The sequence below is a fragment of the Dokdonia sp. 4H-3-7-5 genome (assembly GCF_000212355.1).
Taxonomy (GTDB): domain Bacteria; phylum Bacteroidota; class Bacteroidia; order Flavobacteriales; family Flavobacteriaceae; genus Dokdonia.
Genome location: NC_015496.1, coordinates 1512952 through 1526091 on the forward strand (window position 1 = coordinate 1512952; position 13140 = coordinate 1526091).

At 38.7% G+C, this 13140-nt stretch carries 12 protein-coding genes, 2 tRNA genes and 1 riboswitch; of the genes, 10 read left to right on the top strand and 4 right to left on the bottom strand.

All coding sequences use genetic code 11. The annotated features are described in order from the left end of the window. Nucleotides 1-123: 123 nt before the first annotated feature. Nucleotides 124-216, bottom strand: a riboswitch (TPP riboswitch). 110 nt (nucleotides 217-326) lie between these two features. From KRODI_RS06725 to KRODI_RS06765, 9 genes are all read left to right on the top strand, one after another. Further along, nucleotides 327-1250, top strand: coding sequence for a ketopantoate reductase family protein (locus KRODI_RS06725; protein WP_013750839.1), 924 nt, complete (start codon nucleotides 327-329; stop codon nucleotides 1248-1250). 182 nt (nucleotides 1251-1432) lie between these two features. Next, nucleotides 1433-4423, top strand: a complete 2991-nt coding sequence (locus KRODI_RS06730) for a leucine--tRNA ligase (RefSeq protein WP_013750840.1) — start codon at nucleotides 1433-1435, stop codon at nucleotides 4421-4423. Nucleotides 4424-4515: 92 nt separating this feature from the next. After that, nucleotides 4516-4785 (top strand): SemiSWEET family sugar transporter, encoded by a 270-nt coding sequence (locus KRODI_RS06735; RefSeq protein ID WP_013750841.1) that lies wholly within the window; start codon nucleotides 4516-4518, stop codon nucleotides 4783-4785. Nucleotides 4786-4910: 125 nt separating this feature from the next. Next, nucleotides 4911-6017 (top strand): alanine dehydrogenase, encoded by a 1107-nt coding sequence (gene ald, locus KRODI_RS06740; protein WP_013750842.1) that lies wholly within the window; start codon nucleotides 4911-4913, stop codon nucleotides 6015-6017. Nucleotides 6018-6207: 190 nt separating this feature from the next. Further along, entirely contained in the window at nucleotides 6208-6909 is a 702-nt protein-coding gene (locus tag KRODI_RS06745; protein WP_013750843.1) for a zinc metallopeptidase, read from the top strand. A 146-nt stretch (nucleotides 6910-7055) separates the two neighbouring features. Next, a complete protein-coding gene (gene trxA, locus KRODI_RS06750; protein ID WP_013750844.1) occupies nucleotides 7056-7373 on the top strand; it encodes a thioredoxin in 318 nt (105 codons plus the stop codon). A gap of 200 nt (nucleotides 7374-7573) precedes the next feature. Then, entirely contained in the window at nucleotides 7574-8122 is a 549-nt protein-coding gene (locus KRODI_RS06755; RefSeq protein ID WP_035338043.1) for a ClpP family protease, read from the top strand. Between the two features lie 103 nt (nucleotides 8123-8225). Further along, the gene (locus KRODI_RS06760) at nucleotides 8226-9161 is read left to right on the top strand and encodes a DUF58 domain-containing protein (RefSeq protein ID WP_013750846.1); all 936 of its coding nucleotides are present in this window, start codon (nucleotides 8226-8228) and stop codon (nucleotides 9159-9161) included. Between the two features lie 152 nt (nucleotides 9162-9313). Then, nucleotides 9314-9387 (top strand) — tRNA-Asp (locus tag KRODI_RS06765). Between the two features lie 493 nt (nucleotides 9388-9880). Here the strand turns inward: KRODI_RS06765 and KRODI_RS06770 are convergent. Beyond that, nucleotides 9881-9954: transfer RNA gene (locus KRODI_RS06770), tRNA-Asn, on the bottom strand. A 444-nt stretch (nucleotides 9955-10398) separates the two neighbouring features. On the opposite strand from KRODI_RS06770, the gene KRODI_RS06775 reads away from it, so the two are divergent. Then, nucleotides 10399-11730, top strand: a complete 1332-nt coding sequence (locus KRODI_RS06775; protein ID WP_013750847.1) for a M20/M25/M40 family metallo-hydrolase — start codon at nucleotides 10399-10401, stop codon at nucleotides 11728-11730. 105 nt (nucleotides 11731-11835) lie between these two features. Here the strand turns inward: KRODI_RS06775 and msrA are convergent, their stop codons facing one another. The 3 genes from msrA to KRODI_RS06790 are packed head-to-tail and all read right to left on the bottom strand — an operon-like array spanning nucleotide 11836 to nucleotide 13135. After that, nucleotides 11836-12375 carry a peptide-methionine (S)-S-oxide reductase MsrA gene (gene msrA / locus KRODI_RS06780; protein ID WP_013750848.1) on the bottom strand — a complete coding sequence of 180 codons (540 nt, stop codon included), beginning with the start codon at nucleotides 12373-12375 and terminating at the stop codon, nucleotides 11836-11838. Further along, complete coding sequence (locus tag KRODI_RS06785) at nucleotides 12365-12799, bottom strand: DUF2452 domain-containing protein (protein ID WP_013750849.1); 435 nt, start codon at nucleotides 12797-12799, stop codon at nucleotides 12365-12367. The genes msrA and KRODI_RS06785 overlap by 11 nt, the downstream gene beginning before the upstream one ends. 36 nt (nucleotides 12800-12835) lie before the next feature. After that, nucleotides 12836-13135 (bottom strand): TIGR03643 family protein, encoded by a 300-nt coding sequence (locus KRODI_RS06790; protein WP_013750850.1) that lies wholly within the window; start codon nucleotides 13133-13135, stop codon nucleotides 12836-12838. Nucleotides 13136-13140: the final 5 nt, after the last annotated feature.

Below are 13140 nucleotides of genomic sequence, written 5' to 3' on the forward strand. Positions count from 1 at the left end.
ATTCTAAATGAGTTAGCATTTACATACCTGTGCGATAAGCACATATTGAAGAGGGTGCACCGTGGTGCTTCTCAAGAGAAATATGGTGACACTAGAAAAGCTAATTTGTATAGCGTTATCTGGAAAGACATGTTCCTCATTCCTAAACAGCATTACCTGTTCTAGGTTCAATGGGTATAATCTCAGCTTCGTATAAAAGCACCCCTTTGAGATTTTGCAAAGATATACTAGAGTTTTTAATTAAGATATTATAAAGAAAAAATAAATCCGCTTACTGTACTTTTAAACTGACTAGCATTTTCTAGTTCTTATAAAATTATAAAACGATGCATATTTTGATTTACGGAGCCGGTGGCGTGGGAGGATTCTTTGGTGGTAAACTCGCACTTGCTGGAAATAAAGTGACCATGATTGCTAGAGGAGAACACCTTACGGCCATACAAGAAAACGGTATTGAGGTAAAAAGCATAACAGGAGACTTTAAAGCTAGTCCGTATCTGGCAACAGATAATCTTAGCAAGATTGAAACGCCAGACCTAGTCATCTTTGGAGTGAAGTCATATCAAATAGACAGCGCTGTAAAAGGTATATTGCAATATTGTGATGAAAATACTTTGTATCTGCCTTTACAAAATGGAGCAAGTAATGTAGAGGTCCTCAATTCGATGGTGCCTAAGTCACAAGTACTGGCAGGACTTTGCCGTATGATAAGTTTTATTGAAGCGCCAGGAGTGATTTCTAATCCAGATATTGCGCCTGCAATACTCTTTGGAGAACAGGATAATAGTAAGACGGAACGCCTAGAAAAAATACTGTCTGTATTTACAGATGCAGGAATTAATGCGGCTGTTCCAGATAATATTCAAGTAGCCATCTGGCAAAAGTTCCTTTTTATAACAACCATAAGCGCCATAGGCGGACTAACAAGAGTTCCTATAGGAGTGATGAGAGAGCAGCCATATATAAATGAATTGATGCGCAAAACCGCGCAAGAAGTATTTGAGGTGGCAAAAGCAAAAGGAATTATACTCCCAGAGAAAACAATTAAAAATATGTTTGAAGCCATTAGCAAGCAAGCCCATGAGACTACAGCCTCAACACAGCGCGATATTATGGCGGGAAAACCTAGCGAATTAGAAAACTTCAATGGTTATATCGTGAAGGAAGGTAAAAAACTAGGTGTGCCTACACCCGTAAACGAGATGATTTATGAGTTGTTATTGCCGCAAGAACAACAGGCAAGACAATAGTCATTTCGACAGCGAGCAGCGACGAGAAATCACATTACAGTGAGTATACAAAAGTGAGTGTTATAATGATAACCAAAGCATGTCATTGGCTACTATCTAATTCCCCATAATTAATTGTAAATTTGCCCCCTTAAATGAGGAAGAGCACGCTTTCGCGAAAGCGTATAAATAATACATATACCATGAAATACCACTTTAACGAGATAGAAGCCAGATGGCAACAATACTGGGCAGATAAAGGCACTTTTCACGCGTCAAATAACAGTGATAAACCTAAATATTATGTGCTTGATATGTTTCCTTATCCTTCTGGAGCAGGGCTTCACGTGGGTCACCCGCTTGGGTATATTGCAAGTGATGTGTACTCGCGTTACAAGCGTTTAAAGGGGTTTAATGTATTGCATCCACAGGGATATGATTCTTTTGGATTGCCTGCAGAGCAATATGCAATCCAGACGGGGCAGCATCCTGCGGTAACTACAAAGGTGAATATTGAGGGTGGTGTAGATAACCAAGGAAATGTGATTGCTGGTTATAGAAAACAGCTGGATAAAATTGGTTTTTCTTTTGATTGGAGTCGTGAGGTGCGCACCTCAAATCCTGAGTATTATAAATGGACGCAGTGGATTTTTACAGAGCTTTTTAACTCTTGGTACAATAAGGATACAGATAAAGCAGAAGCGATAGAAACGCTGGTTTCCGCTTTCGCGAAAACTGGAAATGCCGAGGTAAACGCTGCTTGTGATGATAATATCACACCATTTACCGCTGAAGAGTGGAATGCATTTACAGAAAAAGAACAACAAGATATATTATTACAATACCGCCTTACCTATCTCGCAGAAACGGAAGTAAACTGGTGTCCAGCACTTGGGACCGTACTTGCAAACGATGAGATTGTAAACGGCGTTTCTGAGCGTGGTGGTCACACTGTGATACGCAAGAAAATGACACAATGGTCTATGCGTATTTCTGCTTATGCAGAACGTTTAATCCAAGGACTTGAAGGAATAGACTGGAGCGAATCAATAAAAGAAACACAGCGCAACTGGATAGGTAAATCTGTAGGAGCGATGGTTTCATTCCCTCTTAAAGATCATGCCGAAAGTGTAGAGGTGTTTACGACACGCCCTGATACGATATTTGGAGTGTCTTTCATGACACTAGCTCCAGAACATGAGTTAGTAGCTCAGATTACAACTCCAGAACAGAAAGAAGCAGTAGAAGCATACATTGAAAAAACGGCAAAGCGTTCTGAACGTGAGCGTATGGCAGATGTAAAAACCATCTCTGGTGTATTTACTGGAGCATATGCAGAGCATCCTTTTACAAAGGAACCTATTCCAGTATGGATAGGAGATTATGTACTTGCTGGTTATGGTACAGGAGCCGTGATGGCAGTTCCTTGTGGTGATCAACGTGATTATGATTTTGCAAAGAAATTTGATATTGCAATTCCTAACGTTTTTGAAGGCGTAGATATCTCAGAAGAAGCTTTTTCAGATAAGGCAACTACGGTTATCACAAACTCAGATTTCTTAAACGGATTAAAATATAAGAAAGCCGTAAAACTTGCGATTTACGAGTTAGAAAAAATAGGCGCAGGAGCTGGTAAAACAAACTATAGATTGCGTGATGCGGTCTTTAGCCGCCAGCGTTATTGGGGAGAACCATTTCCAGTGTATTATGAGAACGGAATCCCAAAGATGATTGACGTTGCTCATTTACCTATTAAACTTCCAGAAGTAGAAAAATACCTACCTACAGAAGAAGGCGAGCCACCATTAGGCCGTGCAGATGTATGGGCATGGGATACTAAGAATAATGAGGTTGTTTCAAATGATCTGATTGATGGGAAAACAGTCTTTGCTTTAGAACTCAATACCATGCCAGGCTGGGCAGGAAGTAGCTGGTATTTCTTTAGATACATGGAGAAAGCACAACGTGATGAAGTCTTTGCTTCAAAGGAAGCAATGGATTACTGGGGTAATGTAGATTTATATATAGGAGGATCTGAGCACGGAACTGGGCACTTATTGTACTCACGTTTCTGGGTGAAGTTCTTAAAAGATAGAGGACACGTAGGCATAGATGAACCTTTCCAAAAGATGATCAATCAAGGGATGATTTTGGGGACTAGTGCTTTTGTGTATAGATGGGAGTATGGATTTACTCCCAAGGGTGCTGAAAAGCGTAAACCAATTTTTGTTTCTAAAAATTTAATTGAAAAATCTATTAAAGAAGGAACATTTCTTAACGATGGAGAAGAATTTCAGGCAATTCGAAATAAGCTCATGAGTAGTCATGAGGGTCTGAGTTCCTCAATAACATCTTGGTCAGCATTTACGCCAATCCACGTAGACGTTTCCTTAGTCAACGCATCTGATGAGCTAGATGTAGAAGCTTTCAAGAACTGGCGTGAAGAATTTAAAAACGCTGAGTTTGTCTTAGAAGAAGGTGTTTATAAAGTAGGCCGCGAGGTTGAAAAAATGTCTAAGTCTAAGTATAACGTCGTAAATCCAGATCAAATCTGTGAGCAATACGGAGCAGACACGCTACGTATGTACGAGATGTTCTTAGGTCCGCTAGAACAAGCAAAACCTTGGAACACGGCAGGAATTACAGGAGTGCATAACTTCTTAAAGAAATTCTGGAAGCTTTACCATAATGGAGCAGACGAAGCTTTTAATGTAACTGATGAGGCGCCAAGTAAAGACAGCCTTAAAACACTTCATAAAACAATTAAAAAGGTAGAAGAGGATATTGAGAACTTTAGTTTCAACACGTCTGTATCTACATTTATGATCGCTGTAAATGAGTTAGGTGCTCAAAAATGTACTTCTCGTGAAGTGCTGGAGTCTCTGGTAATACTTATCGCTCCTTATGCTCCGCATATCGCAGAGGAAATTTGGAACAAGCTAGGCCATTCGGAAAGTATCTCTGAAGCTGCTTTCCCAATATTTGATGCAAGTCATCTTGTAGAAAGTGCAAAGAACTATCCTATCTCCTTTAATGGGAAGATGAAGTTTACGCTAGAATTACCACTAGATCTATCTAAAGATGAGATAGAAAAAGTAGTTATGGCAAATGAGAAAACACAAATGTATCTAGATGGTCGCACACCTAAAAAGGTGATTATTGTGCCTGGTAAGATTGTAAATATAGTAGGGTAATAACCTGATTTTAATATATAAAGCTTGCTTGTGTTCAGATAGCTCACGAGCAGGCTTTTGTTTTGTAATTACATTAATAATACGTTGTCGCTATGGCAGGAATTGATAACATAGAAATTATAGGTCTGGTTGCAGCCACACTTACTACGGCGGCTTTCTTGCCTCAGGTGTATCAAACCTGGAAAACTAAGGATGTCTCTGGTTTGAGTCTCCCTATGTTTACTATGTTTTTTGTAGGGATTGTATTCTGGCTCATTTATGGTGTTCTTAAAGAAAGTCTCGCCATCATATTAGCAAATGCAATTACTGTAGTCTCTTCCTTCTTATTACTCTATTTCAAAATAAAATACGATAAAAAATAGCATTTTCAGATTACTAGAAATTCATAGCTATTTTTAATAATATCATTATGAGAGCCTTTGATTTTTAGCATTTTATAATCTGCATTTTTTTAAGTTACTGTTACCTTGATGCCAAAATTTAAGCAATGGTAATAGGTGTTCCTACAGAGATTAAAAACAATGAAAATAGGGTGGGCATCACACCTGGCGGAGTCTATGAACTCGTAAAGAGAGGTCATAGCGTACATCTTCAAAAAGGAGCTGGTTTTAATAGCGGTTTTATAGATCAACATTATATAGATGCGGGCGCCACAATCCTTGATACGATTGAGGAGGTCTATGCGAGCGCAGAGATGATTGTAAAGGTAAAAGAACCTATTGAGCCAGAATATAAGCTCATTAAGAAAGATCAGATTGTATTTACTTACTTTCACTTTGCCTCTAGTGAGCCGCTCACCAGAGCGATGATTGCGAGTAAATCTATTTGTATAGCCTATGAAACGGTAGAGGAAGAAGACCAATCGCTCCCGTTGCTTACTCCTATGAGCGAAGTAGCCGGTCGTATGTCTATACAGCAAGGAGCGCGATACCTAGAGAAACCTGTAAAAGGACGAGGCGTACTTCTAGGTGGAGTTCCTGGAGTGAGTCCTGGTAAGGTGTTAGTCTTAGGAGCAGGAGTGGTGGGAATTCAAGCAGCAAAAATGGCTGCGGGACTAGGTGCTCATGTAACCATTCTTGATATTAGCATGAAGCGACTACGTCATGTAAATGATATCATGCCGCCACACGTGGTGACAGAGTTTTCAAATGAATTTAATATCCGTAAACACATAAAAACGCACGACCTTATTATAGGAGGTGTTCTTATTCCTGGTGCAAAAGCGCCAAAACTTATTACTCGAGACATGCTCAAGGAGATGCGCCCAGGTACCGTAATTGTAGATGTTGCTGTAGATCAAGGTGGCTGCGTGGAAACCTCAAAACCTACTACGCACGAAGATCCAGTTTTTATTATAGACGATGTGGTGCATTATTGTGTGGCAAATATGCCTGGTGCAGTGCCTTATACTTCCACCGTAGCGCTTACCAATATCACCCTTCCTTATGTATTAAAGATTGCAGATCAAGGCTGGAAAGCTGCATGTCTTAAAGATGCTACTCTTAAAAAAGGAGTGAATATAGTAGGAGGTTATGTTGTGTATCAAGAGATTTCGGAGGTTTTTGATATTCCATATGTTCCGCTAGCAATATAGGTTGTGGGTTACGCTTTCGCGAAAGCGAACTTTTAAAAACAACATATGTATTCCATAATCTTATGTAGTTGTCATTACAACGAGTATTTAGGGCTCTTGATGGTAAAAAGATGAATTGTAATCTTGGCTTAATTTGTGCATAATACTTTTGTAACTTTAGAAACCTAAAACAACTTTAAAATAAACGACTATGTTAGGAGGATATATGGGCTACTATATTATTGTAGGAGCTATCGGGCTTGTGAGTATGCTAGTAAGCAACAAGCTCAAAAGTAAATTTAAACATTATTCAGAAGTGCAATTGCGCAACGGGATGTCTGGAGCAGAGATTGCCGAAAAAATGCTAGCCGATAATGGAATTACAGATGTAAAAGTAATTTCTGTAGCTGGCCAACTTACAGATCATTATAACCCTAGAGATAAGACGGTAAATCTTAGTGATGTAGTTTATGGACAACGTAATGCTTCGGCAGCAGCGGTTGCTGCACATGAAGTAGGTCATGCTGTACAGCACGCTACAGCTTACAGTTGGTTGCAAATGCGATCTAAGCTTGTACCTATTGTAAACATTGCGTCAAAAATGAGTATGTGGGTTATAATGGGTGGTGTCGCTTTAATGGCTTCTACCGCAATAGGTGGTACTGTGGCAATTATAGGTCTTGCACTATACGCAATGGGAACTATATTTAGTCTCATCACTCTGCCAGTAGAGTATGACGCAAGTAACCGTGCATTAGCATGGCTTAAGGCAGAAAATATGGTAACACCACAAGAGTATGATGGAGCAGAAGATGCATTAAAGTGGGCTGCAAGAACATATCTTGTTGCCGCTATAGGGTCACTAGCAACCTTGTTATACTTTGCTCTGCAAGTTTTTGGTAACAGGCGATAGGATGTGTTATACTGTCAAATAACTCATGATAAACTGTCACAATGACGCTATAATCAAAGCTGATATAAGCGTTGTAAGGTTTGGATTAATTATTGACTAAGTTTGCATAGTACAATTAAATAGAATTACAATTAAAATATATAGTTATGGCATTAGAAATCACAGATGCGACATTTGAAGAGCAAGTATTAAACAGCGATAAGCCTGTATTAGTAGACTTTTGGGCTGCTTGGTGTGGACCTTGCCGTATGGTAGGACCAGTTATCGAGGAGATCGCAGGAGAATACGAAGGTAAAGCCGTAATAGGTAAAGTAGACGTAGATGCAAACCAAGAATTTGCAGCAAAATACGGAGTACGTAACATCCCTACAGTTCTTATGTTTAAGAACGGTGAGGTAGTAGGACGTCAAGTAGGCGTTGCTCCTAAGGCAACTTACACAGAAGCTATCGACGGACTTTTATAAGCCCAAGCTTTTTATAAGATTATAAGAAAGGTTTGGCACTGTGCCAAGCCTTTTTGTATTTTTAGAGCGCTGTTACTAGAGTACGCTTTCGCAAAAGCAAAACGATACACCACGTAGCAGTTTTGATTACTAAAAGAAAATAATGATGAGGTTTCTGTCTAGGCAGGAACGATAAATAGCCGTAATCGCGGCACCTGTTTATGGAAAAGAAAATGAAAGTACAAGACGCAATTGACAGTCAGTTGCTTGATGATAGAAAGATATTCCTCTGGGGAATGGTAGATGATAAAAGTGCAAAGCACGTAATAGATCGTTTGTTGTATCTAGATGCACAAGGTCATGGTGAGATCCAACTGTTTATTAATAGCCCGGGTGGTTATGTAACATCTGGTTTTGCAATGTATGACACTATTAAAATGATTAAAAGTCCAGTTTCTACTATCTGTACAGGTCTAGCGGCAAGTATGGGTTCACTGCTTTTATCTGTAGGAGAGAAAGGGCGTCGTTTTATACAGCCACACGCACGTGTAATGATACACCAGCCATCTGGTGGAGCACGAGGTCAAGCTTCTGATATTGAGATTACAGCACAAGAAATTGTAAAAACAAAAGAATTGAGCGCGCAAATCCTTGCTGATAACTGTGGTCAAACTTTTGAAAAAATAATGAAAGACTTCCAGCGTGATCACTGGATGGGTGCAGAGGAGTCTGTAGCTTACGGGATTGCAGATGGTGTTTATGAAGGATAATTACCTTTATAATTTTATGAGTAACACAAAGTGCGGAATTTATTCCGCACTTTGTGTTTAATGTATCAAAACATATATCTTACCTCCTTAAATCGTACTCATAATGGATATCAAATCAGAACTTAACAAAACTTCGGGCTTCGGTAACTTAGAGTTGCTGGCGCGTCAGGTAGTAGAAGGTTTTATTTCTGGGATGCATAAAAGTCCGTTTCATGGATTTTCGGCAGAGTTTGCAGAGCATAAAATCTATAACCCTGGAGAGAGTACAAAGCATATAGACTGGAAACTTTATGCCAAGACAGATAGACTGTATACAAAGCGCTATGAGGAAGAAACTAATCTACGCTGCCATCTTATATTAGATAATAGTAGTTCTATGCATTATCCCGCTGTAAAGGAGCACAGCGTTTCAAATCTTAATAAGATAAGCTTCTCTGCACTTGCGAGTGCCGCTATTATGAATCTCATGAAAAAGCAGCGTGATGCTGCGGGAATGAGTATTTACAGTGACCATTATGAATTCTATACAGGAGAGAAGGGAAGTGATAGGCACCACCACATGTTATTAGATCAATTAAATGGTGTGCTAGATCCCGCTCTTGCAAAAGCAGAAAAGAAAACAGCTACATACAAATACCTACACCTTATTGCAGAAAAGCTTAAACGTAGATCGCTGGTGTTTTTATTTTCAGACATGTTACAAGATGATGTAGAACAAGAACAATTATTTGAAGCGTTACAGCATCTCAAATACAATAAACACGAGGTGATTCTTTTTCATACGTATAGCCAAGAGAAAGAATATGACTTTAAATTTGATAATAGCCCGCGTAAATTTGTTGATGTAGAGAGTGGATCATCAATAAATTTATATGCAGATAATATTAGAGATATTTATACCAGCGCGGTAGAGACATACTTTAAAAACCTGCAACTACGTTGTGCTCAGTATCGTATTAAGTATATTCCAGCAGTAATTGAAAAAGGTTTTGCACCTATACTCACCACGTTTTTAGTGGAGCGTCAAAAATTTATTTAAAAATTTTAATTTTTTGTTTGTGTAATCAAAAAACGAGTGTATATTTGCACCCGCAACGAAGCAAAAGCAATGTTGCTTCTCTAATTAAAAAATTAGAGATTGAAAAAGTGAAAAATTTAAGACATACTCAAAGTCTCAAAAAGTGGAGTAACGGTCTGGTAGTTCAGCTGGTTAGAATATCTGCCTGTCACGCAGGGGGTCGCGGGTTCGAGTCCCGTCCAGACCGCAACAAAAAGCTCACAGTCCGTGGGCTTTTTTTGGTTTATAGAAGTAATTGATTACTTTTAACGATGTTGTGTTGGCCACATCACATGTGGTAGGATTTGTAGTTGAATCCGATGAAGAGCTTTTCCTGTAGGAAAGGCTTTTTTTGTTTTAGAGCAATCTTAGATGCTTAGACTAGAAATAAAACTCTCTTTATAGTTTCCCGATTTTCACAACAACTCTTGATAAACTTTTTAAGTATTTGGGTGAGTATTGTGTTAGCAATTGCAAGAGCTCTTGGTCATCTTTTTTAATATTTCTAGTAAGTATGCTTTCGGCAGGAACGATAATGCAGTAAAACGCTTTTATTGGCTTAAGAGGTGTCGCGGGCTATGTCGCAAGCTAATTCTCGTAAGGAATTAATATAGTGAGCATCTATTGATACTTGTCATTTAACGAAATTAAAATAGGGCACAAAAAAAAGCCATACGGACTGTATGGCTTTTACTTACTAGCTCCTCAACTAAGACTCGAACTTAGGACCCTCTGATTAACAGTCAGATGCTCTAACCAACTGAGCTATTGAGGAGTGTTACTTTTTGTAAGCGGATGCAAATATAAAACTTTTTTACACTCGTCCAAAAAAATCAAGCATTTTTTTGACTTTTTTTTGACTTTTTTTTCATCATGCCCACTTCAGGGTAATGCGTTTCTTGAGCTTAAATAATCATCACGATTCTTATGTGTTCAGAATCAGTTATTTTCAAATAAAAGAGCAATTAAAAAAAGAAAACCCTAAGAAAATTATTTCTCAGGGTTTTTTCAACATTTTTTTGAAATTGTACTCAAATGTAGTTTGCACTAATCCAAAAAAGTGGGGGAACATTGTTTTTAGTAGGATCAATTCTTTGTTATATAACCGTCCAATTATAAAAACTCCTACCCTCTGTTTGAAAAAAAGAAAAATTACACAAGAATTCAATTATTGATCATTGATTATCTTTGAGATAATCGCCTCTTAAATATAAAACCTATGAAGAACCATCAGATATTATTTCTAATTGTAATTAGTTTAATGATTGCTTGCGCGAAAACAGGAGCACTTAATGCGCAATCTTCTACACAACAATTATCAAAAGAGGAGCTACAAATTGTAAATCTTGTAGAAACACACACAGAGGAAAGTATTGAGTTTCTTAAAAACGTGGTAAACATTAATAGTGGTACACTCAATATTAAAGGGGTGAAAGAAGTGGGCGATGTTTTCTCTGCGTCTTTTACAGATATAGGTTTTACTACAAATTGGATTAATATGCCTGCCGAGGTGAATAGAGCAGGGCATCTATTTGCTACTACAGAAGGGAAAAGAGGGAAGCGATTACTACTTATAGGTCATCTAGATACCGTTTTTGAGGATGATAGCGAGTTTCAACAATTTGAAATGGTCAATGACTCTATAGCTAAAGGTCCTGGGGCAAATGACATGAAAGGCGGTAATGTAGTGGTGCTATATGCACTTAAAGCACTTAGAGAAGCAGGATTACTTGATGATGCGCAAATCACCGTAGCCTTTACAGGAGATGAAGAAAGCACCGGAAAGCCACTTACAATAAGCAGGAAAGATTTGATAGATGCTGCAAAGAATTCAGATATTGCTTTAGGTTTTGAAACTTCGACAGGATTTGATAATGCTACTGTAGCAAGACGAGGATCTTCTAACTGGAAAGTTACAGTTACTGGAAAGAGAGCACACTCTAGCGGAATTTTTCGCGAAAGCGTAGGAGCAGGAGCAAATTTTGAACTTGCACGTATTCTCAACGGTTTCTATAATGAAGTAAGAGGACCAGAATTACTATCTTTTAATCCAGGCATGATGCTGGGAGGTACTACAATGGAGCTCAACCCAGAAGAAAGTAAAGGAAGTATTTTTGGAAAAGGTAATGTAGTTGCACAAACAGCATATGTGCAAGGAGGACTCCGCTTCATCTCCGAAGAACAGAAGGAGGAAGCACGTACAAAAATGCGTGAGATTGTAGCAAATAATCTGCCTCACACAAGTGCCGTAGTTGAGTTTGAAGATAGTTATCCAGCAATGCAGCCTACTCCTCAAAATTATGAGGTACTAGAAATTTTGAGCCAAGTGAGTCAAGATATGGGAGGTCCTGCTGTTGCGGCCTATGATCCAGGAAAGCGCGGTGCCGCAGATACTTCGTTTGTAGCAGCCCATGTTGCTTGTCTAGATGGGTTGGGGACTATGGGAACGGGAGCGCATACTCCTAGTGAAACCGTAAATATTAAAACTATAGAAATGCTCACAAAACGTACGGCAATTCTTATTTACAGATTGATTAATATGGAAAGATAATGAGGTACGCTTTCGCGAAAGCGCACTAATCACTCCAAAACTTAAAAAGCCACATTGCTCTATGTTTATGAGTAATGTGGCTTTTTTTAGTCTGTTATAGCAGTACTAAGAAGCGAGCAAGTGCTCATAAAACTTTTTGAGCTTAGCTACTTTAGGGTCTATGACAACACGGCAATATCCTTGCTGCCTGTTTTCATTATAGTAATCTTGGTGCTCCTGCGTAGCATCGTAAAATGTAGGTAGCTCTGAAACCTCAGTAACTATAGGATCCTCATAATACTCTTGTACTACTTGAATCACTTGTTCTGCTTGCGCTTTCTGCTCATCATTGTGATAAAAAATCACAGATCGATATTGCGTCCCACGATCTGCTCCTTGTCTATTGAGGGTCGTAGGGTCGTGAGTAGTGAGAAATACGGTAAGTATCTCTGCATACGTAATTATTGCAGGGTCAAAATCAAATTGTATCACTTCTGCATGTCCCGTAAGGCCAGAGCAAATCTCTCTATATGTAGGGTGTCCAGGGACTTGCCCTCCAGCATATCCAGAAACCACGTTAGAAACACCTTTTAAGCGTTGTATAACGGCTTCTACACACCAGAAACATCCTCCACCTATGGTTGCTTGTTGTAAATTATTTTTCATTTTCTTCTTCTTCCTCTTTTGGAGTGTCTAGTCGGTTCCAGATTTTATCGGCCTTTAATTCGAAGGTTCCGGCAAAATCCCAATTACATTCATCAGGTGAAATTAAAGACAAAAAAGGCTCTCCATTTTTATAACGATATAGATGATAAACTGCACCTACGATGGGTTCAAAAGAGAATTTTGCAGCATAAATAAGATTATTATATTCAAACTTTTTCATCATCACTTCATACTGCGCCTTTAACTCCTCATATTCAGTCTTAAATTGATGGTTAACCTTACTGATATTTGAGTTTTTCCATGTAGTTACATCATCAGTAACAATAGCTGGCGCTCCTAAGTTTGTAGCATAAGGCGTAAGGGCAGCATCATACTTGCCCTTCTCCTCATTATAAACAACCTGATCTGGTTTTTTCTTTGTCATAGTGTGATCTCTTACCTAAAAGTAAATAGTCTAATATTACCTCCTTTTTGAAATTTTATTATGCGTAATTTGTTTTTGACGACTGCATTTAAAGCGTGCATCATCCATGCCATAAGCACGTTTTGCTGCATGCTTAGTCTTACGTCCTTGCACTCGCTTACGCCACATACGGAAACTGCTTTCCTTCATCTCACGACGCATTAATTCAATTACAAGTTGTTCCTTGATTCCAAACTGCATTTCTATTGCGTCAAAGGTAGTTCTATCTTCCCAAGCCATTTCTATAATACGGTCTAGTTCGCGTTCTGTGAATTCTGGTATTTCTTGCTTTTTCATAGTCT

Bases quoted from the DNA above. Each gene is read 5' to 3' on its own strand.
- KRODI_RS06725 (WP_013750839.1), top strand. From the start codon at position 327: ATGCATATTTTGATTTACGGAGCCGGTGGCGTGGGAGGATTCTTTGGT.
- KRODI_RS06730 (WP_013750840.1), top strand. From the start codon at position 1,433: ATGAAATACCACTTTAACGAGATAGAAGCCAGATGGCAACAATACTGG.
- KRODI_RS06735 (WP_013750841.1), top strand. From the start codon at position 4,516: ATGGCAGGAATTGATAACATAGAAATTATAGGTCTGGTTGCAGCCACA.
- ald (WP_013750842.1), top strand. From the start codon at position 4,911: ATGGTAATAGGTGTTCCTACAGAGATTAAAAACAATGAAAATAGGGTG.
- KRODI_RS06745 (WP_013750843.1), top strand. From the start codon at position 6,208: ATGTTAGGAGGATATATGGGCTACTATATTATTGTAGGAGCTATCGGG.
- trxA (WP_013750844.1), top strand. From the start codon at position 7,056: ATGGCATTAGAAATCACAGATGCGACATTTGAAGAGCAAGTATTAAAC.
- KRODI_RS06755 (WP_035338043.1), top strand. From the start codon at position 7,574: ATGGAAAAGAAAATGAAAGTACAAGACGCAATTGACAGTCAGTTGCTT.
- KRODI_RS06760 (WP_013750846.1), top strand. From the start codon at position 8,226: ATGGATATCAAATCAGAACTTAACAAAACTTCGGGCTTCGGTAACTTA.
- KRODI_RS06775 (WP_013750847.1), top strand. From the start codon at position 10,399: ATGAAGAACCATCAGATATTATTTCTAATTGTAATTAGTTTAATGATT.
- msrA (WP_013750848.1), bottom strand. From the start codon at position 12,375: ATGAAAAATAATTTACAACAAGCAACCATAGGTGGAGGATGTTTCTGG.
- KRODI_RS06785 (WP_013750849.1), bottom strand. From the start codon at position 12,799: ATGACAAAGAAAAAACCAGATCAGGTTGTTTATAATGAGGAGAAGGGC.
- KRODI_RS06790 (WP_013750850.1), bottom strand. From the start codon at position 13,135: ATGAAAAAGCAAGAAATACCAGAATTCACAGAACGCGAACTAGACCGT.